Origin of the sequence: Streptomyces sp. NPDC006174 (assembly GCF_040614075.1) — a bacterium.
GTDB lineage: Bacteria > Actinomycetota > Actinomycetes > Streptomycetales > Streptomycetaceae > Streptomyces.
In genome coordinates this window covers 113,896-135,111 of the sequence record NZ_JBEXTJ010000007.1, presented here as the reverse complement: position 1 = coordinate 135,111, position 21,216 = coordinate 113,896, and the positions used below count along the sequence as shown (strand labels likewise).

The window sequence follows — 21,216 nt, the reverse complement described above, 5'->3', positions numbered from 1 at the left end:
TCCCGATGTGCAACGAGCCAGCCGAAATGGGGTGAGCATCTATCACGGTACGCCGTCACCGACGCACCTGTTTCCGGTCAGCTTTCGCCGTCGGCTCCCTGCGAGGACGCCTGAGCGGCCTGGGCGGCGGCGCTGCCCGGACGCTTCCGGGCCACCCAACCCTCGATATTCCGCTGCTGGCCCCGTGCCACGGCGAGCGAACCGGACGGCACATCCTTCGTGATGACCGATCCGGCGGCGGTGTAGACCCCGTCCCCGACCGTGACCGGTGCCACAAACATATTGTCCGAACCGGTACGGCAGTGAGAACCGATCGTCGTGTGGTGCTTGGCCACCCCGTCGTAGTTCACGAAGACGCTGGCCGCACCGATGTTGGTGTGGTCACCGATCGTCGCGTCACCGACGTAACTGAGATGCGGGACCTTCGTCCCCTCGCCGACCGTGGCGTTCTTCATCTCCACGTACGTACCGGCCTTGGCCTTCGTCCCCAGCCGCGTCCCCGGCCGCAGATACGCGTACGGCCCGACCGAGGCACCCGCACCGATCTCGGCCGAGTCCGTCACGGAGTTGTCGACGCGGGCACCGGCCTGCACGACGGTGTCCTTGAGCCGCGAGTTCGGCCCGACCTCGGAGTCTTCCGCGAGGTGGGTGCTGCCGAGCAACTGCGTCCCGGGATGCACGACGGCGTCCCGCTCGTACGTCACGCTCGCATCGATCAGCGTCGACGCCGGGTCCACGACCGTCACGCCCGCGAGCATCGCCCGCTCCAGCAGCCGCTCGTTCAGCAGGCGGCGCGCCTCGGCGAGCTGGAGCCGGTTGTTGATGCCGAGGATCTCGCGGTGGTCACCCGCCACGGAAGCCCCGACCCGGTGGCCGGCCTCACGGAGGATCGACAGCACGTCGGTGAGGTACTCCTCGCCCTGGCTGTTGTCGGTGCGCACCTTGCCCAGCGCGTCGGCCAGGAGCGACCCGTCGAACGCGAACACCCCGGAGTTGATCTCCAGGATCGCCCGCTGCTCGTCGGTGGCGTCCTTGTGCTCGACGATCTCGGTGACCGCGCCGGTGGCGGCGTCGCGCACGATGCGCCCGTATCCGGTGGAGTCCGGGACCTCGGCGGTCAGGACGGTGACCGCGTTGGCGTCGGCGGCGTGGGTGGCGGCGAGCGCGCCGAGTGTCTCGCCGGAGAGCAGCGGGGTGTCGCCGCAGACGACGATCACGGTGCCGTCGACGGTTCCGCCGAGCTCTTCGAGCCCCATCCGGACGGCGTGCCCGGTCCCGTTCTGCTCGGCCTGGAAGGCGGTGCGCACGGGTTCGTCGCCGGCGTTCAGATGCGCGGTGACCTGCTCACTGGCGTGCCCGACGACCACGACGAGGTGCCGGGGATCCAGCTCGCGGGCGGCGGCGACGACATGTCCGACGAGCGAGCGCCCGGAGATCTCGTGCAGGACCTTGGGGGTCTTCGACTTCATACGGGTGCCCTCACCCGCTGCGAGGACGACGACGGCTGCCGGGCTGGTTGCGCTCACGGATGTGCCCTTCGGCTTCAGGTGGTGGTCATCCGCAGGATACCGGGGGTGTTTGGCGGGGGAATGGGGGCGGGCCCCGACCGGTGTGGTCGGGGCCCGCGAAGTTGCTCCGCCGCTAGGACTCGAACCTAGACCGAACACCACCAAAGGGTGCCGTGCTGCCAATTACACTACGGCGGAACACGCGTCAGCCGGGCAGAGACAGACCTCGCGCGGAAACGCTGCCGCCTACTATGCCGCACCACGAGCCCTCGATGCGACGGTAGAGGTCGGCACTCTGCTGCACATGGATCACGAGGCAGCCGCGATAGTGCTCCCCGACGTTTTTGCGGTTGGTCCTGGGGTTGTGTTTCTTGAGCGTCGTCCTGCCGAACGTGGAGACGTCCGTACCGGTGAGATCGGCCCAGTAGCGCTCGGCCGAGCCGACATCCGCCGACTCATGGATCATCACGTGGAAGCGCAGCCTTGTGGGGGCGACGTCCATCAGGGCGAGCCAAGTCGGAAAGATCTGGATCATGCCGGGATCGCTGTTCACGAAAGCGACGCGCTCGCGGCGGGCGTGGGGCTTGTCCTTGGTCCCCTCAGCCCAGTACAACCCGACGCCCAGCAGAAAGAGCTCACGCTCGGACAAGGAGCCGATCTCGCCTTGAGCGGATCGCTTGATTTCCTGTCGTTCCTGCCCAGAGCGAGATCGACCCCTTGAGCACCCCAGCTCCACCTGGATCTGGTCGTACGTCATCCCCTGGAGGCGCAGCTCCCGGGCCTTCGCCCGTACGTCGTCCTTGGCGCGGGGCCGCTTCGTCCACTCCGGAGCCGGCTCGCCCTGGAGGAGGCGGTCCAGGAGGTCGTTGTTGTCGACGTGGAGGCGGTCGCGGATCTGGCGGCGGCTGAGGCCCTCCCGCCGCAGCGCCACCGCCTGGGCGCGGAGGCCCTCGAAGTCGGCGTACTTGCTTGTGGTTTCCGTCATACGGTGATCGTCATCCGGAATACGGACGTCCGGGTCGAATGTGCGCTCGATTCGCCATTTCGGGCGATCGGCGTGCGTTTCGTGCGCGTTCGAACGCGGAACGTGCTGATGCCGGTCACCGGAAAAGCAGATGCGCCCGCCCGTAGGCTGGATGCCATGACCGCAACGGGGGCAGACCAGGAGGCGGCGGGATCGACCACCCGCGGCTACTGGTGGTGGGAGCGGCGGCGCAGTGTCGCCCTGGACGTGGGGCTGGCGCTGCTTTCGGCGCTGGAGTGTGGCCTGGAGGGGGTGGAGTTCGCCGGGAACACCGGGCTGCCGGTGCCGGTGGCGGTGGTGTTCGGGCTGCTGGCGGGTTCGGTGCTGGTGGTGCGGCGGCGGTGGCCGATCGTCGTGGTGCTGGTGTCGATCGGGATGACGCCGGCCGAGATGGGCTTCCTGATGGCCTTGGTGGGCCTGTACACGCTGGCCGCGTCCGAGGTGCCGCGCCGGATCACCGTCGTGCTGGCGGGGATGGCGCTGGTGGGGACGTTCATCGTCACCTATGTGCGGCTGCGGCAGAGCGTGGCCGAGCAGGACGATTTTGGGCCGGGGGACTGGTATGTGCCCCTGATGTCGGTGTTCATGGCGGTGGGGCTGACGGCTCCCTCCGTGCTGTTCGGTCTCTACATAGGGGCGCGGCGGCGGTTGATGGAGAGTCTGCGGGAGCGGGCGGATTCGCTGGAGCGGGAGCTGTCGCTGCTGGCGGACCGGGCGGAGGAGCGGGCCGAGTGGGCGCGTACGGAGGAGCGGACGCGGATCGCGCGGGAGATGCATGACGTGGTGGCCCACCGGGTGAGTCTGATGGTGGTGCACGCTGCGGCTCTGCAGGCGGTGGCTCCGAAGGATCCGGCGAAGGCGGTGCGGAACGCGGCGCTGGTGGGGGAGATGGGGCGGCAGGCGCTGACGGAGCTGCGGGAGATGCTGGGCGTGCTGCGGAGCGGAGACGCGTTGGTCGCGCCGGCTGCCGGAGGTGGCGGTGCGGTTCCGCTGGCGGCGGTGGGGCAGGCGGCTGCGGCGGCGGCCGCTGCGGCGGCGTCGGAGGACGGGCCTCGGCTGAGCGAGCTGGAGGCGTTGGTGGCGCAGTCGCGGCAGGCGGGGATGGTGGTGGAGCTGTCGGTGGACGGTGAGCTGCGTCCGTACGCGCCGGAGGTGGAGCAGACGGCGTTCCGGGTGGTGCAGGAGGCGTTGACGAACGTGCACAAGCATGCGGCTGGGGCGAAGACGTGGGTGCGGTTGGCGCACCGGGGTTCCGAGGTCGCGATGCAGGTGGAGAACGGTCCGTCGGACGCGGCGGTGGCGGATGCGGGGCTGCCGAGCGGGGGGAACGGGTTGGTGGGGATGCGGGAGCGGGTGCTGGGGCTGGGGGGTGTGTTCGTGTCCGGTCCTACGGACGCGGGCGGGTTCCGGGTGTCGGCGGTGCTACCGGACACCTCCGGCCCGTCCGGCGTTTGAGGCTGACCCGTGGCACCCCCAGCCCGTCCGGCGTTTGAGGACGGAACCCTTGCTGAGGGGAACGGCGACCTCTCCGTGTCCGGGGACGTGATCGTTCTTGGTTCGTCCCGAGCGACGCTTCCGTCCTCAAGCGCCGGACGGGCTGAAGGGTGCTCGAACTGGCTAGGCGCCCCTCAAGCGCGTCGGCTGGGCTCCCGTGATCAGTGTCGCCAGCGCCTCATCGATGTCCCGGCCCAGGAACCAGTCCCCCGTGTGGTCGATGCTGTACACCCGCCCCTCCGTGTCGATCGCGAGAACCGCCCGCTCCTCGCCCTCCGCCCCCAGCGGCGCCACCTCCGTCTCCAGCGCGCGGCCCAGGTCGCCGAGCGTCCGGGCGAGGTGCAGTCCGTGCAGCGGGTCCACGCGGACGGCGGCGGGCGCGATCTGCCGGCCCGGTGCGGTCGCCGTGATGTGGAGCGCGCCGAACTCCGCCCAGGCCTCCACCGCCGCCGGAAAGACCGCGTGCCGGTGCCCGGCGGGTGAGGTGTGGGCGCGCAGGGCGTCGGCCCACTCCTCGGCCTGCCGGATGTCCCACCGCCCGGGCTGCCACCCCGCCTCGCGCAGGGCGGCGTCGACGGCGACGGGAAAGCGGGTGGAGTTGTGCTGCTGCGGAAGGTACGGGTGCTGGTCGTGCATCGGTGGGCGGTCAGCCCTTCTCGGCGGTGGTCGCGGCGCCGGTGGTGGTGAGGTCGACGGGGCGTACGCCGAAGTGGGAGAGGAGCGCCGAACAGGACCGGCACGGTGGTGCGTAGCTGCCGTGCAGCGGGTCGCCGTCCTCACGGATGCGGCGTGCGGTGATGCGGGAGTGCTTGAGCGCGCGCCGGGCTTCCCCGTTGGTCAGGGGTTTTCGCTGGGCGCGTTTGGAGCGGCCGCTCTCGGCGGCGGTGAGCTGGCGCGAGAGCAGTATGGCCTCGGGGCAGCGGCCGGTGAAGCGTTCGCGCTGGCCGCTGGTGAGGGTGTCGAGGAAGTCCTGGACGAGCGGGTGCAGGACCGGCGGCTGGTCGCCTTTGCCGGCGGTGCAGGTCAGCGTCTCTCCGCGTACGGAGAGCGCGGCGGCCACGGCGGGGAGGATCCCGTCGCGGCGGTGGAGCAGGTGAGGCGTGTGGCTGGTCTCGGTGCTGCTCCAGTTGAGTCGCGGGTCCCCGGATGTTCCGGACACTCCGGGTGCGCCGGACGTACCGGGCGTACCGGATGTGCTGGTTGTGACTGTTTGTGCCGAGTGCATGGTGCGGTCGTCCCTCCCTGCAATCCCCCGAGTTGCGGGGACAGCCTGCCAAATGTGCGGGGTGGTGGGGAAGCTGGGTGGGGGAAACGTGTGCGCGTGTCGCCGGAAGGTGCTAAAACCTCGCCTCACCGTCACACGGATGTGACCGTTGGTGACGGAACCGGCGGGGCGGGACCCCCTGTTGCCCCACCGCTTAGGCTGTGCGGAACCACCAGACGCAGCAGGGGGCAACCGCCATGACGACAGGTCGGCTCGGGCAGCAAGCCGCGCCACCGAACGCGGCCTACGCCGGTCAGGTCGTGCACTTCCCGGACCCGGTCCGGGCGTCCCGTCACCCCAGGGGTGTGCGCGTGGACGGCAGCGGCCATCCGGACTTCTCGCCGTACGCGCGCGCCGCCGCCGAGATCGCCGACCCGCCGCAGGGGTTCGGTGTCGACGAGCTGCGGCTGACCGACTACGTGTCGGCGAACGCGGCGATGGCGGCGGCCGGTCATGAGCTGTGGGACACGATTCCCACGGTGGCGACGCCGCACGGCTGGACCTGGCACCACGTGGCGGGCGGCCGGCGGATGGAGCTGGTGCCGGTCGAGGTGAAGGCGCTGCTGCGCCACCACGGCGGTCTGGCGACGACCGAGGTGGACCAGGACCGGCGCGGTACGCGGCCGTTGCAGGAGACGCGTCCGGCGCACTTCCGGCTGCCCAAGGGCGCGGTCGCGGTGAGCGAGCAGCAGATCCAGGGCGTCGAGGAGGATCTCGGCTACCGGCTGCCGGGCGCCTACCGCTCGTTCCTCAAAGCGGCGGGCGGTTCGGCGCCCGTCGGGGCCGCGCTGGACGCCGAGTTGGGGCTGCTGGTGGACCAGCCGTTCTTCACGGTGCGTGACGAGGCGGCCGTCAACGACCTGGTGTACGTGAACAAGTGTCTGCGGGATCACTTCACCAAGGACTACCTGGGCGTCGGCTTCGTCCAGGGCGGGATCCTGGCGGTGAAGGTGCGGGGACAGGACGTCGGTTCGGTGTGGTTCTGTCCGTACGACGACGCCCGGGACCAGGACGGCTGGAGCGTGCAGGAGCGCGTGGAGCGGCTGTTGCTGCCGTGCGGTGCGGACTTCGACGCCTTCCTCCAGCGGCTGGCGGGCAATCCGCCGGAGCTGGAGACGGTGGCGAACCTGATGGTGGACGGCGGCTTCGCGCGCGCCGTCCCGGTGGAGGGGTGAGCGCGGTGGTGACTTTCGCGCAGGCGCAGGAGCGGGCGGACGAGTGGGTCAACGGTGACGTGCCCGCGTACCAGCACCGTGAGGTCCGGGTCCGTGAGTTCGAGCTGGGTTTCGTGGTGTGGGCCGAGGACCGCGCGGAGGGCCCGGTCTCGGACGGCGGCCGTCAGCGGCTGGTCATCGCCCGGGACAGCGGCGAGGCGACGTTGTGGCCGGGGCTGCCGGTGGGTGAGGTGATCCGGCGGTACGAGGAGGAGTACGGGACTCCGGCGGGCGCGCCGGCCCCTGCTCCGGAGCCGCCGCAGCGCGTGGACCTGAACCAGACGTCGTTCCTGCTGACGCCGCCGGAGTGGCTCCAGGAGGCGGCGGACAAGCTCGGCATCCCGGACCACCGTGCGGAGCGCCGGGCGGCGGCGGAGGAGGCGGCTTCGGCTGGTTCCGCGTCGGGCCAGGCGTCCGGCGGAACGCCCGTATCCACGCCCGTGGATGAGCCCACGGACACTCCGCCCTCCTGGCACGCGGCAGGCGGCAGTACGGGTGCGGCGGCCTACGAGCCCACCGCCGACGACGGCGTGCCCGCCGACGCGACCCCGTGGGCCGGTACGGACACCAACTCGTCCGACTCCGACGACGGGGCCGTTCCGCTGCCGGCGACGGTGTTCGCGCCGCCGCTGTCCGGGACGGACGACGAGGAGGCCCCGCCGCCGGTGGTGCCGGCCGAGGCGCCGACCGCGCTGATGTCCGGCGGCAGCCAGCTGCCGCGTACGCAGGTGGCTCCCGCGCTCAAGCCCGCCGACCAGCCGTCTCCGCCGTCCCAGGACGCCGGTGACATCGCGGACGCGGCCACCAGCAAGGCCGTGGTGCCACCGCGCGGTTCGCGTGGGGCCGGCCCGACGACCCCGCCGCCGCCCGGTGCGCCCGGCATCCCCGGCGTACGTCCCGGCGCGACGCCGCCGCCGTCCGGCCCGGGTGCGCCCGGCGCTCCGGCGGGCGGGTACATCCCGACGCAGCTCGTCTCCCAGCTCGGCCCGCCCGGCGCCACTCCGCCGCCCGGCCCGCCCGCTCCTCCCGGTCCTCCGCCGGGCTCCACGCCGCCTCCCGGTGGCGTCCACCACGCGGCGACGATGCTCGCCGACGGCAGCAGCCTCGGCGCAGGCGTCCCGACTCCCGGCGCGCCCCGCCCGCCAGGCCCTCCCGGCACCCCGGGCGCCCCGCTGCCCCCGGGCCCTCCCGGCGTCCCCGGCGCCCCGCAGCCTCCCGGCCCGCCCGGTCCTCCGCCCGGCTCCACACCGCCTCCCGGCGGTGTGCACCACGCCGAGACGATGTTCGCGAACTCCGGCCCGATCCCGGTCCCCGGCCCGCCCGGTCCTCCGGGACCTCCGCCCGGCGCTCCGCAGGCCGCCGCTCACGGTCCCGTACCGCAGGCGCCCGGTCCGCACACTCCGCCGCCGCCTCCGGCGTACGGCTATCCGCAGCAGCCGAGCGGTCTGCCGACCGTGGGTCCGGGCTACCAGGCGGTGCTGCGGTTCCGGGCGCCGGACGGCAGTGAGCAGCAGCTGATCCGGCGTTCGGCGCCGGGCACTCCGCACCCGGAGTGGCAGATGCTGCACGAGCTGCGGGCGATGAACGTGCCGCCGCAGCAGGTCATCGAGCTGCACACGGAGCTGGAGTCCTGCGAGCTGCCGGGCGGGTACTGCGCGCGGATGATCCGGGAGACCTGGCCGCAGGTGCGGATCACCAGCGTCGCTCCGTACGGCACCGATCACGCGAGCCGTCAGCAGGGCATGCGGCATCTGCTGACGCACCAGGGTGAGCTGCACCAGGTGGCGGACGGTCCGGCGCGGCCGGCGCCGGTGCGGGCGCCGCTGCCGCAGCTGCCGCCCGCGCCCGCGCTGCCGCCGGAGGCGGTGGCCGATGAGCTGCTGCAGGCGTTCGGTCCGCAGGGAATTCTCCGGTTCGACCAGCGTGCGGTGTCGCGTCAGGGTGTGCCGGAGATCGTGGCGCGGACCCTGGTGTGGGCCGGTCTGCCGGCCGATTTCGGGCCGTTCTTCTGGGCACAGCCGGGTCAGCCGGTGGTGCCGACGCTGGGTGAGCTGGCGGCGCAGCGGCAGGTGCGGGCGGCGCCGGACGCGGGGTCGTACCTGGTGATGGGTACGGACTTCGGGCGCGCGATCTGTGTCCAGTACGGGACGGCGAACATCGTGGCCGTGCCGGTGGAGGCGGGTCCTGGCGGTCAGCCGATTCCGCCGCAGTTCGTGAACACGGGGCTGCCGGAGTTCGTGCGGTCGATGGCGCTGCTGGGCCGGATGTGGCGGCTCCGGTTCGGGCTGACGCCGGAGCAGGCGGGCCGGTGGACCGTCGATTTCCAGGCACAGCTGGTGGCGCTCGATCCGGCGGCGCTGGCGTCGCCGGAGAGCTGGTGGTCGGTGCTGCTGGAGCAGATGTGGGACGGTCTGCTCTGATCCGTACCGCTGGCTGAGACGCGTTGTCCGTCCCATCCGGTCCGGGACGGATCGGGTGGGTCGTGGCGTACCGGACGTGTGACGCCGGTCGCTTTCCGTCCGGAAAGCGTCTGATCGATTCCGACTTCCGGCCCCAATTGCCGCATCCTTGACGTATCGCGGGGAGACCCGTGTGCGTCCGCGTGTCCGTAGGTCGGTAGAGGGGCTTCAGGCTATGAGTGCTGGACCGGTGTCCGCGTTCGACGTCGTCGGCGTACGGGGACGTGGTTACCGTCCGGAGCAGGTGGACCGCGCGGTGGCGGCCAGGACGGCCGAGCGGGAGACGGCGCTCGCGGAGGTCGCACGGCTGGAGCGGCAGGCGCAGGAGCTGGCGGCGGAGGCGGCCCGGCTGGCCGAGACCGTGGCGGCGCTGCCGAAGCAGGATTACGCGGAGCTGGGCGAGCGGGCGCAGCACCTTCTGGCGCTCGCCGAGGAGCAGGCCGAGGCGCTGCGCGTGGACGCGGAGACGGCGGGCCAGGAGCTGGCGGACGCGGCCGACGCGGAGGCGCGAGCGTTGGCGGACGCGGCGCGTGAGGCGGCGGACGCGGTACGGGCCGCTGCCGTGGCGGCGGCGGAGGAGCGGGTCGCGGAGGCGCTCCGGGAGGCGGAGTCCGTGCTCGCCGCGGCCCGCAAGGAGGCCGGCGAGGTACGCGGCGCGGCCGAGGAGGCCATGGCGCAGACCCGGAGCCGTACGGCGAGCGTGCTGGCCCGCCAGGAGCAGGAGCACACGGAGCGCCAGCAAGCGGCCGAGGCCGAGATCGCCGCGGCCGAGGCCGAGTCGGAGGCCCGCCACCAGGAGCTGACCGAGCGCGCGGAGGCCCTCCTCGCGGAGGCCGGCCGCATCCTGTCGGAGGCCCAGGAGGCGGCCCGCCACGGCCAGGAGGACGCGGAGGCCCGAGCGGCGGAGATCCTCTCGGAGGCCCGGGTGCGCGAGGAGCGGATCGTACGGGAGACGGAGCGCGTGCTGCGCGAGCACGAGGAGGGCCGCGAGGAGGCCCAGGCGCACATGGCCCACGTCCGCAGCTCACTGGCGGCGCTGACGGGCCGGGTGACGGCGGGGCCGGCGGAGGACTGATCCCGCGCTGGGGGGCCGGTCGTGGGGCCTACGGCCAGGTACGTTCGACGCGGTCGTGCCGCACGGCGTAGGCGGACGGCCGCCCTTGGCGATCGTCTGATGGATCGCTGTGCGGTGGGTGTCGAGCCGTTCGACCATCTGGATGCTGGGCAGCTGCTGGCTGTCGAGGTAGAAGGAGACGGCCTTGTGGTCCAGGACAGGCTGAATCTCGGCGTCACGGGTCTTGATGCGGCCGTCCTTGGACAGAGGAACCCAAGCCCGGCGGAGACCGTGGTCGATCCACTCCTCGTCCGCGATGCGCTGTCCGTCCTCCGGAAACGCGTCCCCGATGTGGTGGCCGATCCATCCGCGGTCCCGCAGTCCGTCGGCTACGCGGCGCCCGAGGTTGCGGTCGAGGAAGAATTCAGGCGGCAAGCTGCACCACGGCTTCGCAGAGAGCGCCCACCTGCTCCGGGGCCATATCGAAGTCGTACGCGATGTCCTCGACGGTCTCGCCGGCTTCCCACAGGTCGGTGATGGCCTGGACCGGGACACGATCGGCCGCGACCACGGGCAGCCCGCGCCCGAAGCGCGGATCGATCACGACGGGCACGGCCTCCCCGTACTGACTCAGCTGGAGGCTGGACGGGAAGTCGGCGTCCGCCTCCCACGTCAGATGGCGGAGGTACTGGGCCACGACCTCCTGGATCGGCGCCTGGCCGTCCCTGGCCCGGCGCAGGTCGCCGAGGCCGTGCTCGACGAAGATGTCCACGCCGTCCGTGGCGATGCGCTTCGAGACGAGACCGTACGGAGTGTCGAAGGCGTCCCGTACGGCTGCCGCAGCCTCCCTGATCTCGCTCATCCGCAGGCCGAGGGTGCGCAGGGAGCGCAGGACGTGGGCTTCGGCCACGGCGATGAAGGGGATGGACGGCTGCCCTTTGCGCGTGGGTTCGACGGCGTGGACCAGCGGGGCGCCTGCGGCCTTTCCGTTCAGCCAGCTCGTGAGCGTCGAATACGGGATCTCCAGGTAGGACGAGGTCTCGGTGGGCGTCAGGAGCCCGTCCGTGAATCTGTCGACCATGATCCACCTCCCGTAGACGATTCCGCGTCGTCGCACACCAGCCTGCCGGCGCCGGCCACGGACACATCCCGGACCGGAGCGCACGGCGAGCAGCGGTCAGCGGGTGGCGATCCCGCTGATGAACGCGGTCCAGGCCGTGGCGGAGAGAACGAGGGCCGGACCGCCCGGGTTCTTGCTGTCACGGACGGGGACGACGCCGGAGAATCCGTCCGCCACCTGCACGCAGTTGCCGCCCTCCTGGTTGCTGTGGCTGCTGCTGCGCCAGGCGGCGGCGGTCAGGTCGTCCGCCACCAGTTCACGGTCCAGGTGCCGCGTCAGCTCCAGCGTCGGTTTCGCGCCGGTCGCCCGCTCGATCTGGTTGATGCGGCTGCCGACCACGTGCGTGAGGACGCCCACTTCGGTCTGGGTGAGTCCGGCCGCCTCGCGGAGCTTGCGCACACGGGTGCCGAAGAGGGCGGCCATCGAGGACTGCGGGTCAATTGCTCTGGCCACGGCGTCACTTCCGTTCCTTACGGCCTGCGAGGTAAGGCGCTGTCACCTTCCGAGGCTAGGGCGGACGGCCGACTCTTGAGTACGGAACGTCACGGAACCCGCTCGTGTGGGTGACGTGAGGAGCGTCGAGCGAGCGGATGACCGGCATGAGCGGCAAGAGGACGACGGCGGCGACGGAGACCGACGGGCGACAGGAGGACCCGCCGATCCCGCGCGGCTTCGGGCTGAACGGCAACGGGTACGGCTCGCTGTCCCGGCAGTTCCCGTCCACGCCGCAGGGCGCGCAGGAGGCGCGGCACGCCGTGGTGCGGCAGTTGGGGCAGTGGGGGTTCGGGCCGATGGCGGACGTGTCGTGCACCGTGGCGCTGGTGGTGGCGGAGCTGGCCGCCAACGCGGTGCGGCACGGTAGGCTGCCGGGTCGGCAGTTCGCGGTGCGGGTGGACTACGAGGGGGCGGCGAGCCGGTTCCGTATCGAGGTCTCGGACGCGCGGCTCGGCCGGACGCCCGAGGAGGCGGTGCTGCCGCCGGCCGACCGGGAGTCGGGTCGCGGGCTGTTCCTGGTGGAGTGCCTGGCGTCGCGGTGGGGCTGGGAGCCGCGGCAGCCGATCGGGAAGACGGTGTGGGCGGAGGTGGCGGCTCCGGAGCGGTCCAGCGGCCTGTGAGGCGCGGGGGTTGCGACGTGGTTGGAGACGACGGTCGGCCGACGGCATGAGGGGCCTCCTGCGGGACGCGAAATCCTCCGGCCCGGGACGCCCACTACTACGTCTGCGGGCCGGAGGCGCTGACGGCCCTCGTCCGGGAGGTCCTTGCCGGGCTCGCGGTGCCGGACGGGCAGGTGCACCACGAGCGCTACACCGGCGGTACGGAGACCGGTCCCGGGACCACCGTGCCGCGGCGGATGACGGTCGAGCGGGACGGCGAGCCCGTCGGCACGGCGGTCGTGGAGCCGGGCCAGACGCTCCTGGACGCGGGCCTGGCCGCCGGGCTGCCGATGCCGTACTCCTGCACCGTGGGGAACTGCGGCGACTGCATGGTGCGGCTGAGGCGCGGCGAGGTCGCACAGAGCGGGCCGAACCGCCTCACGGAGCGGCAGAAGGCCGACGGTTACGTACTGGCGTGCACGGGTGTCCGCTGTCGGAGGTCACGCTCGACATCGCGGACTCCTGACCACCCGCCAGGGCTCAGGCGGCGGTGTCCTGCTTGCCGTCCGCCTCGGTGATGACCGGGAAGCGGCGCGGCGCGAGGACGACGAGGGCGAGCAGGGCCAGCGCGGCGGCTCCGGCCGCGCCGATGTAGACGTAGTCCACCGCCGCGTCCACCGCCCGCCGCAGGTGGTCCGTGGCCGCCGCCGAGAGCGCGCCGGGATCCTCCAGCGTACGAGCGACCGCGTCCAGGTCGTCGGGGAGGCCGGGTACGGGGGCGTCGAGGAGGCGGGCGGCCAGCACGCTGTTCGCCACCGCGCCGAAGACGGCCGCGCCGATGCTCTGGCCGACCTGGCGGCAGAAGAGGACGGATGCCGTCGTCGTACCGCGCTCCGCCCATCCCACCGTCGACTGCACGCCCACGATCAGCGGCAGTTGGAAGAGGCCGAGCGCCGCGCCGAGGAGCAGCATGATCAGCGCGGGCTGCCAGGGTTCGCCGGGGTAGGGGAGCAGCGGGAAGGCCAGCAGGATCAACAGCGCGGCGCTCATGCCGATGATGGCGGTGAGGCGGAAGCCGATGCGGTTGTAGACCCGGTCGGAGAGGGCCGCCGAGACCGGCCAGCTCAGGGTCATGACGGAGAGCACGAAACCGGCGGCGATCGGACCGAGGCCGAGGACCGACTGCGCGTACGTCGGCAGGAAGACGGTCGGCGCGACCATCAGCAGACCCATCGCGCCGAGCGCCAGGTTGACCGAGGCGATGGTGCGGCGGCGCCAGACCCAGCCAGGGATGATCGGTTCGGCCGCGCGTCGCTCGATGACGACGGTCAGAGCCGCCAGCGCCGCGCTCGCCGCGAACAGGCCGAGCGAGGGCGCCGAGAGCCACGGCCAGGCGACGCCGCCCTGCACGAGCGCGGTGAGCAGCAGCGCGCCGGTCGCGAAGACGGCCAGCGCGCCTGCCCAGTCGATACGGGGACGGGTCTTCGGGCGCGGACGTGTGGGCTCGTGGAGGTGGCGGACGACCAGCCAGAGCGCGATCGCGCCGACCGGCAGGTTGATGAGGAAGATCCACCGCCAGTCGGCGTATCCGGCGAGCAGCCCGCCGACCACCGGCCCGGCCACCGCCGAGGTGGCCCAGACGGTGGACAACCTGGCCTGGATGCGCGGGCGTTCCTCCAGTGGGTAGAGGTCGGCGGCGATGGTCTGGACGGTGCCTTGGAGAGCGCCGCCGCCGAGACCTTGGACGATACGGAAGGCGATGAGCGCGCCCATGTTCCAGGCGGCGGCGCAGAGCAGCGAGCCGACGAGGAAGAGGATGATCCCGGCGATCAGGACCGGCTTGCGGCCGAAGGTGTCGGAGAGCTTGCCGTACACCGGAAGCGTGACGGTGACGGCGAGCAGGTAGCCGGAGAAGAGCCAGGAGAAGACGGTGAACCCGCCGAGGTCGCCGACGATCTGCGGTACGGCGGTGGAGACGATGGTGCCGTCGATGGCGGCCAGCGCCATGCCGAGCATGAGGGCCGCGACGACGGGACGGCGGCCGCGCGGGGTGGTGAGAGCGGCGGATGCGCCCGGTTCGGCCGTTCCTTGCGTATCGGGCTCAGTGCCGCCCATGCCGCCCGTGCCGCTCCTGGCCCCCGTACCGTCCGTACCGCTCGTATCGTCCCTGGCCTCCGTGCCGCCCACCGGTTTTCCTTCCCTATGCACGTATCTCCCGGGGCACTGTCTCATCCCGGGCGGTGGCGTGGGGGCGTTCGGGCGAGGTCGTGGCTGCGGAGGCGGCCGGGCTCAGAGGTGCGGCACGGGTGGGAGGCCGGTCCAGCGCAGGTCGGCGGGGAGGTGGCGCATGTCGTTGGTCAACAGGACGGAGGCGGGCCGGTCGGGCGGATACCGGATGACGGTCAGGGCCGCGTTGGCGTGGTTGAGGCCGAGCCAGCGCCACTTGGGGGCGTACATGGCGTCGCGGACGAGCCGGGCGACCAGGAAGTTGTGAGTGACGACCAGTTCGTGGCGGTCCTCCTCGCCGTCGACCGGGCCGGTGAACCGCTCCAGTGCCCGGCGGGCCAGGGCGGGGCTTGCTCCCGCTGCTCCTCGCCGGCTCCTTCGAGGAAGCGGAGGAAGAAGTCGGCGGACTCCGGCGGGAGTTCGTCCCGGCTCGGTAGGTGCGGCACGTAGTCGCCGGCGAGTTCGGTGCGGTGGAGCGGGACGTCCGTCAGTTCGTCGCCGATCAGGCGCGCGGTCTCCTCGGCTCGGGGGAGCGGGCCGTGGTGGACGGCCGTGAAAGGGACGTCCGTGAGGCGGTGGCCGAGCAGGGTGGCCTGGCGGCGGCCGTTCTCCGTCAGGCCGCTCTCGTCGGGTGTCGCCTCGCCGTGGCGGACGAGGTGGAGGTAGCGGGTGACGGTCATGTCCTGGTCCTTTCGGGCGCGTCGGTGATCTTGTCCCGGGTGGACGCACCGCCTCCGGTCGTGGTTCCCGGAGGCGGACCCTGAGGCCGCCTCCCTCCGGAGGACGACTCCCCCTAGGGGTCACCCCCTCATAGTGGCCAGGGCCACTTCCTCCCGGCGGAGGACGTGGACGGTGAGGGGCTTTCCTTAACCTGTTCTTACGTCGCACCTGCGGCCCGCAGCAGGGGGAAAGGTGGGGAAAACCCCACCTCAAGACTGCGCTGGGCACCATCGCGCCGGACAGCTTGTTGAACCCAGACTTGGCACGTGCTCGACGACCGACGGCGTCCAGTCGTCCGCCGACGCGGACGCCCAGTCATCCGCCGACACAGACGTCCAGTCATCCGCCGACATGGACGTCCAGTCATCAACCGACGTAGGAGACATACCGTGACAACGGCTGTAACCATTCCCAGGCACGGGGGCACTGGAGGGCGTACGGCCGTCGCGGCGCGAGCGCGGCAGGTCGTCAAGGCATACGGCAGCGGGGAGACCCGGGTCGTCGCGCTCGACCATGTCGATGTGGACATCGCCCGTGGGCAGTTCACGGCGATCATGGGTCCGTCCGGCTCCGGCAAGTCGACGCTGATGCACTGCCTGGCCGGTCTCGACACGGTGACGTCGGGCGAGATCTTCCTCGACGAGACCGAGATCACCAAGCTCAAGGACAAGAAGCTGACCCAGCTCCGGCGCGACCGGATCGGCTTCATCTTCCAGGCGTTCAACCTGCTCCCGACGCTCAACGCGCTGGAGAACATCACGCTGCCGATGGACATCGCGGGCCGCAAGCCGGACGCCGCCTGGCTCCAGCAGGTCGTGGAGACCGTCGGGCTCGCCGATCGCCTCAAGCACCGGCCCACCCAGCTCTCCGGCGGCCAGCAGCAGCGCGTCGCGGTCGCCAGGGCGCTCGCCGCCCGGCCGGAGATCATCTTCGGTGACGAGCCGACCGGAAACCTGGACTCACGGGCCGGCGCCGAAGTCCTCTCCTTCCTCCGCAAGTCGGTTGACGAGCTGGGCCAGACCATCGTCATGGTCACGCACGACCCCGTCGCCGCCTCCTACGCGGACCGGGTGCTCTACCTCGCCGACGGCTCCATCGTCGACGAGATGCTCAACCCGACCGCGGAGCAGGTCCTCGACCGCATGAAGAACTTCGACGCACGTGGGCGGACGTCATGACTGTCTGGAAGACCTCGATGCGCAACTTCTTCGCGCACAAGGGCCGGATGGCCCTCTCCGCGGTGGCGGTGCTGCTCTCCGTGGCGTTCGTCTGCGGCACGCTCGTCTTCACCGACACGATGAACACCACCTTCGACAAGCTCTTCGCCATCTCCTCGCCGGACGTCACGGTCAGCCCGAAGGCCGCCGAGGAGGCCGACGAGCAGTCCGCCGACGGCAAGCCCGCCTCGCTGCCGGCCTCGCTCGTCCAGCGGGTCGAGCAGGCCGACGGGGTGAAGAAGGCCGAGGGCGCCGCCTTCTCCATGGCGGTCACCGTCGTCGACAGCAAGAACAAGAACATGGGCTCCGAGACCGGCGCGCCCACCATCGCGAGCAACTGGACGCAGAACGACCTGCGGTCGATGGAGATCACCTCCGGACACGCACCCCGTGGCCCCACCGAGGTGATGATCGACGGCGACACCGCGAAGAAGCACAAGCTCAAGCTCGGCGACGAGCTGCGCACCATCGCCGCCACCGGTGACATCAAGGCGAAGATCAGCGGCATCGCGTCCTTCACCGTCACCAACCCGGGTGCGGCCGTCGTCTACCTCGACACCGCCACCGCCCAGACCCACCTTCTCGGCGGCCCCGACGTCTTCACGCAGATCCTGGTGACCGCCGAGGACGGCGTCAGCGACACGCAGCTCAAGAAGAACGTGGCCGCCGTTCTCGACGGCTCCGCCGCCTACAAGCTGCAGACCCAGCAGGAGGCCGCCGACGCCAACAAGAACGAGATGGGCGCCTTCCTGGACGTCATGAAGTACGCGATGCTCGGCTTCGCCGGGATCGCCTTCCTCGTCGGCATCTTCCTCATCGTCAACACCTTCTCGATGCTGGTCGCCCAGCGGACCCGCGAGATCGGCCTGATGCGGGCCATCGGCTCCAGCCGCAAGCAGGTCAACCGGTCCGTGCTGCTGGAGGCGGTCCTGCTCGGCATCGTCGGCTCGGTCCTCGGTGTCGCCGCCGGTATCGGTCTCGCCGTCGGGCTGATGAAGCTGATGGGCGCCGTGGGCATGGAGCTCTCCACCAGGGACCTCACCGTCGCCTGGACGACGCCGGTCATCGGCCTCGCGCTCGGTGTCGTCGTCACCGTCCTCGCCGCGTACATCCCGGCCCGCCGGGCCGGCAAGGTCTCTCCGATGGCCGCGCTCCGCGACGCCGGGACACCGGCCGACGGCAGCTCCGGCTGGGTCAGGGCCGGGATCGGCCTGGTCCTCACCGGCGCCGGCGCCGCCGCTCTCTGGGCGACGACGCAGGCCGACAAGGCCACCGAAGGCTCGGGGCTCCTCGCCGTCGGTGTGCTGCTGACCCTGATCGGCTTCATCGTGATCGGCCCGCTGCTGGCCGGTGTCGTCGTCCGGGCCCTCAGCGTGGTCGTCCTGCGGCTCTTCGGCCCGGTCGGCCGGCTGGCCGAGCGCAACGCGCTGCGCAACCCACGGCGTACGGGAGCGACCGGCGCGGCCCTGATGATCGGCCTCGCTCTGGTCGCCTGCCTCTCCGTCGTCGGGTCCTCCATGGTGGCCTCGGCCACCGAGGAGCTCGACAAGTCGGTCGGCGCGGACTTCATCGTCCAGGACAGCGGCGCGGGCCGGCCGATCGTGCCCCAGGCCGCCAAGGCGCTGCACGCCGTGCCCGGCCTGGAGCACATGACGGACTACACCTACCTCAAGGCGAAGATCACCGCTCCGAACGGCAGGACGGTCGACGAGGGCATCACCGCCACCGACCCGACGTACCAGCAGGACGTCCGCCGCACCGCCCTCTCCGGCGACCTCGCGAAGGCCTACGACAAGAACGCCATGTCCGTAGGCGAGGACTACGCCGAGAAGCACGGGGTCAAGGTCGGCGACACGCTCACCGTGGCGTTCACGTCCGGGCAGAGCGCGAAGCTGAAGGTCGCGGCCATCACCTCCGACGACACCAACATCGACCGCGGCGCGATGTACACCAACATGACCACGGCGACCTCCTACATCCCGGCCGACCGGATGCCGCAGAACGTGGCGATGTTCGGCAAGGCCGAGGAGGGCAAGGAGAAGGAGGCGTACGCGGCCCTCAAGAGCGCGCTCGTCGAGTATCCGGTCTACAAGGTGCAGAACCAGGCCGACTTCAAGGAGGACCTGAAGAGCCAGGTCGGCCAGCTCCTCAACATCGTCTACGGTCTGCTCGCGCTCGCGATCATCGTCGCGGTGCTCGGTGTGGTGAACACCCTGGCCCTCTCCGTGGTCGAGCGGACCCGCGAGATCGGCCTGATGCGGGCCATCGGCCTCTCCCGCCGCCAGCTCCGCCGCATGATCCGCCTGGAGTCCGTGGTCATCGCGCTCTTCGGTGCTCTGCTCGGCTTGGGCCTCGGCATGGGCTGGGGCACGGCGGCGCAGAAGCTGCTGGCCCTGGAGGGCCTGGAGGTCCTGGAGATCCCGTGGCCGACGATCCTCACGGTCTTCGCCTGCTCGGCGCTGGTCGGACTCTTCGCCGCACTCGTCCCGGCCTTCCGGGCCGGCCGGATGAACGTCCTCAACGCCATCGCGACGGACGGCTGAGCCACCACGCGCCAGGCCGCTGGTCCCTGTGCAGGCCGCTGAACAGGCTCCTGAACAGGCCTCTGGCCGACCGGTGTTCACCGTAGGATGACCGGCAGGTCCCGGGGCGTTCCTCCAAACGCCCCGGGGCCGAATCCGTTCTCCGCCTCGTTCCCCGACAGGGCCCGCCGGTCACGGCGGGCCCTGTCGGCTTGGGGCACGGGCGGCCGCAGCTGTGTGCAGCAAGCTGACACGGCTGCACCTCTGCGTCCCCGCTCCGCGCCGGCATCGTCGTCCCTACCGGGACCCACCCCGGCATGGACCCATCGCCGAAAGGGGACAACGTGTACAGGACTTCGCCCCACCCGAAGCCGCGTCGCTCGCCCCGCACCGCCATCGTCCTCGTCAATCACGGCACTGGCGGCGGCGGCCCGGCAGGTGCTGGGCGGCGGCCGGCGTAGGGACACCGGGCATGGCGGCGGCCGGGAGGCGGGGTCGTGACGCCGGGTCCGCCCGGCCCCGGCGGGGTCGCCGCCGTCGTCCTCGTACGCCGCGACCGGGCCGCTCCGACCGGCTGGACCACCGTCGTACGGCTCCTCGGGCTGCTCCCAGGACACTGGTCCTGCCATCCGGAGGTGGGCCAGGACCGGGTGGTGCTGCGGGTCGAGCTGGCCGGGTCGACGGACGCGCCGGCGGTGCGGCGGGCGGTCTCCTGCGTACTGGCGGACGCGGCGCTGCGAGGGTGGACGCAGGAGTTCTGACCGGACCCGGGCTCCGTACGTCAGATCCAGCCGCGCTCACGGGCCAGCAGCGCGGCCTGGGCGCGGCTGGCCGCGCCGAGGGTCTGCATCAGCTCGGCGACGTGCCGCCGGTAGGTCCGTACGGACACACCCAGCTCACGGGCCCCGGCCTCGTCCTTGCCGACCGTGCACATCGCCAGCAGGACGCGCCGCTCCATGGCGGAGAGGCCTTCGCGCTCCGCGCCGCGGCCGCCGTCGACGGTGGGCAGCTCCTCGGCCTGGTCCCAGATCTTCTCGAACAGCGCGATGATGTTGGTGACCAGACCGCTGCGGTGGGCGAGTAACGCGCCGCGGGAGGTGTCGCGCGGGTCCAGCGGTACGAGGGCGGCGCGGCGGTCGTAGACCAGGAGCCGTTCCGTGGTGTCCGCCGTGACCCGGATCGACGCGCCGTGCTCGGACAGCTCGCGCAGGTAGGCGGCGGTCGGCGGGTCCTTGAGAGCGACGGCGGAGACGACGTTGCGGATCCGGACGCCGCGTCTGAGGCAGCGCAGGTCCAGCGGTCGGGAGCGGGCGATGTTCTCCGGTGAGAGCCGGGTGTACGGCTCCACGGAGAGGATCTCGTCCCGGGCGAAGAAGGCGAGGTCGTCGATCCGGTTACGTATCTGGGCGAGCCCTTCCAGCTGCTCGATGCCCTGCGGAGGCGGCGTACGCGCGCCCTGCTCCGCGCGTAGACCATCAATGACGTGCCGCGATCGGGTGACGCGCTGGAGCTCCTGGTGGAGTGCGTGGAGCCGCAGGTCGACCAGGCGGGAGAGGGCGGTCTCGGGGTCCACGGGCGCGATCAGGCGGCCGTCGTCCTCCACCCGGAGCAGACCCAGCTCCCGGAGCCGGTCGATCCTGGCGCGGGCCTGGCCGGGCTCGGTGTGGAGGAGGAGGTGGAGGTCGTCGGCGGCGGCGGAGGGGTTGCGCAGGAAGTGGCGGTAGATCTCTTCCTCGGCCTCGGAGACACCGAAAACCGCCATCTCGTTCTCGCCCACGTACGCCCCCGATACCCGATACCTGGTGTCCGTCTGGGTCCGTGCACCGCCGGGGATCGCCCCGCGGAGCCGGTCGCCGTCCGCTGTCGCGGCCGGTGGAACTGGTGGAACCGTGTCTGTGCCGGTGATCCGTCGGAAACCGTTCGTGCCATGGTCGGCCACAGACTAGACGGTGGGATCACTCCTGTGAGGCCCCTCGACGGAACTGTCCGTCCTGTGGAGATGAACGGCGGGCGACCGGCGACGAGCGGTGGTGGTGGCGCGACGGACGGACCGGTACGCCGGCCACCGGCCACCACCGGTAGCCGCCGGAGTGCCCGAACGGGCACCGCGTAGAGACTCCCCAGCCGGCCGGCCCGGTACACCGCCACAGCCCTCGTTGAGACGCTCCGGAAGCGCCTTGGTCGCCGGCCGTCGCGGCGCTGTGGGAGCGGCCGTCACCGGCCGGTGCGGAAGCGGCTGTCACTGCCGGGTCGTAGGCTGGAACCCCCGGCTCGTCCCACGTGTCGGGCTCTTCGCGTTG

At 71.7% G+C, this 21,216-nt stretch carries 19 protein-coding genes, 1 tRNA gene and 2 pseudogenes; 9 read left to right on the top strand and 13 right to left on the bottom strand.

Annotated elements, in window-relative coordinates; translation table 11 throughout:
• Positions 1–77 precede the first annotated feature (77 nt).
• From glmU to ABZ267_RS17515, 3 genes are all read right to left on the bottom strand, one after another.
• The gene (gene glmU, locus ABZ267_RS17525) at positions 78–1,526 is read right to left on the bottom strand and encodes a bifunctional UDP-N-acetylglucosamine diphosphorylase/glucosamine-1-phosphate N-acetyltransferase GlmU (RefSeq protein WP_356746407.1); all 1,449 of its coding nucleotides are present in this window, start codon (positions 1,524–1,526) and stop codon (positions 78–80) included.
• Between the two features lie 107 nt (positions 1,527–1,633).
• Positions 1,634–1,706, bottom strand: a tRNA-Gln gene (locus ABZ267_RS17520).
• A gap of 7 nt (positions 1,707–1,713) precedes the next feature.
• The gene (locus ABZ267_RS17515; RefSeq protein ID WP_356746406.1) at positions 1,714–2,493 is read right to left on the bottom strand and encodes a hypothetical protein; all 780 of its coding nucleotides are present in this window, start codon (positions 2,491–2,493) and stop codon (positions 1,714–1,716) included.
• 156 nt (positions 2,494–2,649) lie between these two features.
• On the opposite strand from ABZ267_RS17515, the gene ABZ267_RS17510 reads away from it, so the two are divergent.
• A complete protein-coding gene (locus ABZ267_RS17510) occupies positions 2,650–3,987 on the top strand; it encodes a histidine kinase (RefSeq protein WP_356746405.1) in 1,338 nt (445 codons plus the stop codon).
• Positions 3,988–4,149: 162 nt separating this feature from the next.
• Here the strand turns inward: ABZ267_RS17510 and ABZ267_RS17505 are convergent, their stop codons facing one another.
• Positions 4,150–4,662, bottom strand: a complete 513-nt coding sequence (locus ABZ267_RS17505) for an SUKH-3 domain-containing protein (RefSeq protein WP_356746404.1) — start codon at positions 4,660–4,662, stop codon at positions 4,150–4,152.
• 10 nt (positions 4,663–4,672) lie between these two features.
• The gene (locus tag ABZ267_RS17500; RefSeq protein WP_356746403.1) at positions 4,673–5,185 is read right to left on the bottom strand and encodes a YwqJ-related putative deaminase; all 513 of its coding nucleotides are present in this window, start codon (positions 5,183–5,185) and stop codon (positions 4,673–4,675) included.
• 302 nt (positions 5,186–5,487) lie between these two features.
• Here ABZ267_RS17500 and ABZ267_RS17495 point away from each other — a divergent pair, with 302 nt between their 5' ends.
• From ABZ267_RS17495 to ABZ267_RS17485, 3 genes are all read left to right on the top strand, one after another.
• On the top strand, positions 5,488–6,465 hold the full coding sequence (locus ABZ267_RS17495) for an SMI1/KNR4 family protein (RefSeq protein ID WP_356746402.1): 978 nt from the start codon (positions 5,488–5,490) through the stop codon (positions 6,463–6,465).
• Positions 6,462–8,924 carry an SUKH-4 family immunity protein gene (locus ABZ267_RS17490; RefSeq protein ID WP_356746401.1) on the top strand — a complete coding sequence of 821 codons (2,463 nt, stop codon included), beginning with the start codon at positions 6,462–6,464 and terminating at the stop codon, positions 8,922–8,924. The genes ABZ267_RS17495 and ABZ267_RS17490 overlap by 4 nt, the downstream gene beginning before the upstream one ends.
• Before the next feature lie 214 nt (positions 8,925–9,138).
• Positions 9,139–10,038: a cellulose-binding protein gene (locus ABZ267_RS17485; protein WP_356746400.1), complete on the top strand. Its 900-nt coding sequence runs from the start codon at positions 9,139–9,141 to the stop codon at positions 10,036–10,038.
• On the opposite strand, the gene ABZ267_RS17480 is transcribed toward ABZ267_RS17485, so the two are convergent.
• From ABZ267_RS17480 to ABZ267_RS17465, 4 genes and pseudogenes are all read right to left on the bottom strand, one after another.
• The gene (locus ABZ267_RS17480; RefSeq protein ID WP_356746399.1) at positions 9,988–10,452 is read right to left on the bottom strand and encodes a toxin-antitoxin system, toxin component, PIN family protein; all 465 of its coding nucleotides are present in this window, start codon (positions 10,450–10,452) and stop codon (positions 9,988–9,990) included. The two genes, ABZ267_RS17485 and ABZ267_RS17480, sit on opposite strands and share 51 nt — an antisense overlap.
• Positions 10,442–11,098 carry a DUF433 domain-containing protein gene (locus ABZ267_RS17475; protein WP_356746398.1) on the bottom strand — a complete coding sequence of 219 codons (657 nt, stop codon included), beginning with the start codon at positions 11,096–11,098 and terminating at the stop codon, positions 10,442–10,444. The genes ABZ267_RS17480 and ABZ267_RS17475 overlap by 11 nt, the downstream gene beginning before the upstream one ends.
• A gap of 96 nt (positions 11,099–11,194) precedes the next feature.
• Positions 11,195–11,392 (bottom strand): DUF397 domain-containing protein, encoded by a 198-nt coding sequence (locus tag ABZ267_RS17470; RefSeq protein ID WP_356363849.1) that lies wholly within the window; start codon positions 11,390–11,392, stop codon positions 11,195–11,197.
• Positions 11,375–11,560, bottom strand: a pseudogene (locus ABZ267_RS17465) (helix-turn-helix transcriptional regulator); the annotation flags it as partial. The pseudogene ABZ267_RS17465 and the gene ABZ267_RS17470, both read right to left, overlap by 18 nt.
• A gap of 167 nt (positions 11,561–11,727) precedes the next feature.
• Here ABZ267_RS17465 and ABZ267_RS17460 point away from each other — a divergent pair.
• Positions 11,728–12,252, top strand: coding sequence for an ATP-binding protein (locus ABZ267_RS17460; protein ID WP_356746397.1), 525 nt, complete (start codon positions 11,728–11,730; stop codon positions 12,250–12,252).
• A 187-nt stretch (positions 12,253–12,439) separates the two neighbouring features.
• Here ABZ267_RS17460 and ABZ267_RS17455 read toward each other — a convergent pair whose 3' ends face one another.
• Positions 12,440–12,673: a hypothetical protein gene (locus ABZ267_RS17455; RefSeq protein ID WP_356746743.1), complete on the bottom strand. Its 234-nt coding sequence runs from the start codon at positions 12,671–12,673 to the stop codon at positions 12,440–12,442.
• On the opposite strand from ABZ267_RS17455, the gene ABZ267_RS17450 reads away from it, so the two are divergent.
• Positions 12,564–12,809 (top strand): 2Fe-2S iron-sulfur cluster binding domain-containing protein, encoded by a 246-nt coding sequence (locus tag ABZ267_RS17450; protein WP_356746729.1) that lies wholly within the window; start codon positions 12,564–12,566, stop codon positions 12,807–12,809. The two genes, ABZ267_RS17455 and ABZ267_RS17450, sit on opposite strands and share 110 nt — an antisense overlap.
• Here ABZ267_RS17450 and ABZ267_RS17445 read toward each other — a convergent pair.
• Together ABZ267_RS17445 and ABZ267_RS17440 are read right to left on the bottom strand one after the other, a co-directional pair.
• Entirely contained in the window at positions 12,772–14,247 is a 1,476-nt protein-coding gene (locus ABZ267_RS17445; protein WP_356746728.1) for an MFS transporter, read from the bottom strand. The two genes, ABZ267_RS17450 and ABZ267_RS17445, sit on opposite strands and share 38 nt — an antisense overlap.
• Before the next feature lie 273 nt (positions 14,248–14,520).
• A pseudogene (locus ABZ267_RS17440) lies at positions 14,521–15,137 on the bottom strand (histidine phosphatase family protein).
• A gap of 429 nt (positions 15,138–15,566) precedes the next feature.
• On the opposite strand from ABZ267_RS17440, the gene ABZ267_RS17435 reads away from it, so the two are divergent.
• From ABZ267_RS17435 to ABZ267_RS17425, 3 genes are all read left to right on the top strand, one after another.
• On the top strand, positions 15,567–16,355 hold the full coding sequence (locus ABZ267_RS17435) for an ABC transporter ATP-binding protein (protein WP_356746396.1): 789 nt from the start codon (positions 15,567–15,569) through the stop codon (positions 16,353–16,355).
• A complete protein-coding gene (locus ABZ267_RS17430) occupies positions 16,352–18,937 on the top strand; it encodes an FtsX-like permease family protein (protein ID WP_356746395.1) in 2,586 nt (861 codons plus the stop codon). The genes ABZ267_RS17435 and ABZ267_RS17430 overlap by 4 nt, the downstream gene beginning before the upstream one ends.
• A gap of 476 nt (positions 18,938–19,413) precedes the next feature.
• On the top strand, positions 19,414–19,677 hold the full coding sequence (locus ABZ267_RS17425) for a hypothetical protein (RefSeq protein ID WP_356746394.1): 264 nt from the start codon (positions 19,414–19,416) through the stop codon (positions 19,675–19,677).
• A 20-nt stretch (positions 19,678–19,697) separates the two neighbouring features.
• Here the strand turns inward: ABZ267_RS17425 and ABZ267_RS17420 are convergent, their stop codons facing one another.
• Positions 19,698–20,693 carry a LuxR C-terminal-related transcriptional regulator gene (locus tag ABZ267_RS17420; protein WP_356746393.1) on the bottom strand — a complete coding sequence of 332 codons (996 nt, stop codon included), beginning with the start codon at positions 20,691–20,693 and terminating at the stop codon, positions 19,698–19,700.
• Between the last annotated feature and the right edge of the window lie 523 nt (positions 20,694–21,216).

Coding starts and splice junctions, on each gene's coding strand:
- ABZ267_RS17515 (WP_356746406.1), bottom strand. CDS start 2,493: ATGACGGAAACCACAAGCAAGTACGCCGACTTCGAGGGCCTCCGCGCC.
- ABZ267_RS17510 (WP_356746405.1), top strand. CDS start 2,650: ATGACCGCAACGGGGGCAGACCAGGAGGCGGCGGGATCGACCACCCGC.
- ABZ267_RS17505 (WP_356746404.1), bottom strand. CDS start 4,662: ATGCACGACCAGCACCCGTACCTTCCGCAGCAGCACAACTCCACCCGC.
- ABZ267_RS17495 (WP_356746402.1), top strand. CDS start 5,488: ATGACGACAGGTCGGCTCGGGCAGCAAGCCGCGCCACCGAACGCGGCC.
- ABZ267_RS17485 (WP_356746400.1), top strand. CDS start 9,139: ATGAGTGCTGGACCGGTGTCCGCGTTCGACGTCGTCGGCGTACGGGGA.
- ABZ267_RS17475 (WP_356746398.1), bottom strand. CDS start 11,098: ATGGTCGACAGATTCACGGACGGGCTCCTGACGCCCACCGAGACCTCG.
- ABZ267_RS17460 (WP_356746397.1), top strand. CDS start 11,728: ATGACCGGCATGAGCGGCAAGAGGACGACGGCGGCGACGGAGACCGAC.
- ABZ267_RS17445 (WP_356746728.1), bottom strand. CDS start 14,247: ATGCTCGGCATGGCGCTGGCCGCCATCGACGGCACCATCGTCTCCACC.
- ABZ267_RS17430 (WP_356746395.1), top strand. CDS start 16,352: ATGACTGTCTGGAAGACCTCGATGCGCAACTTCTTCGCGCACAAGGGC.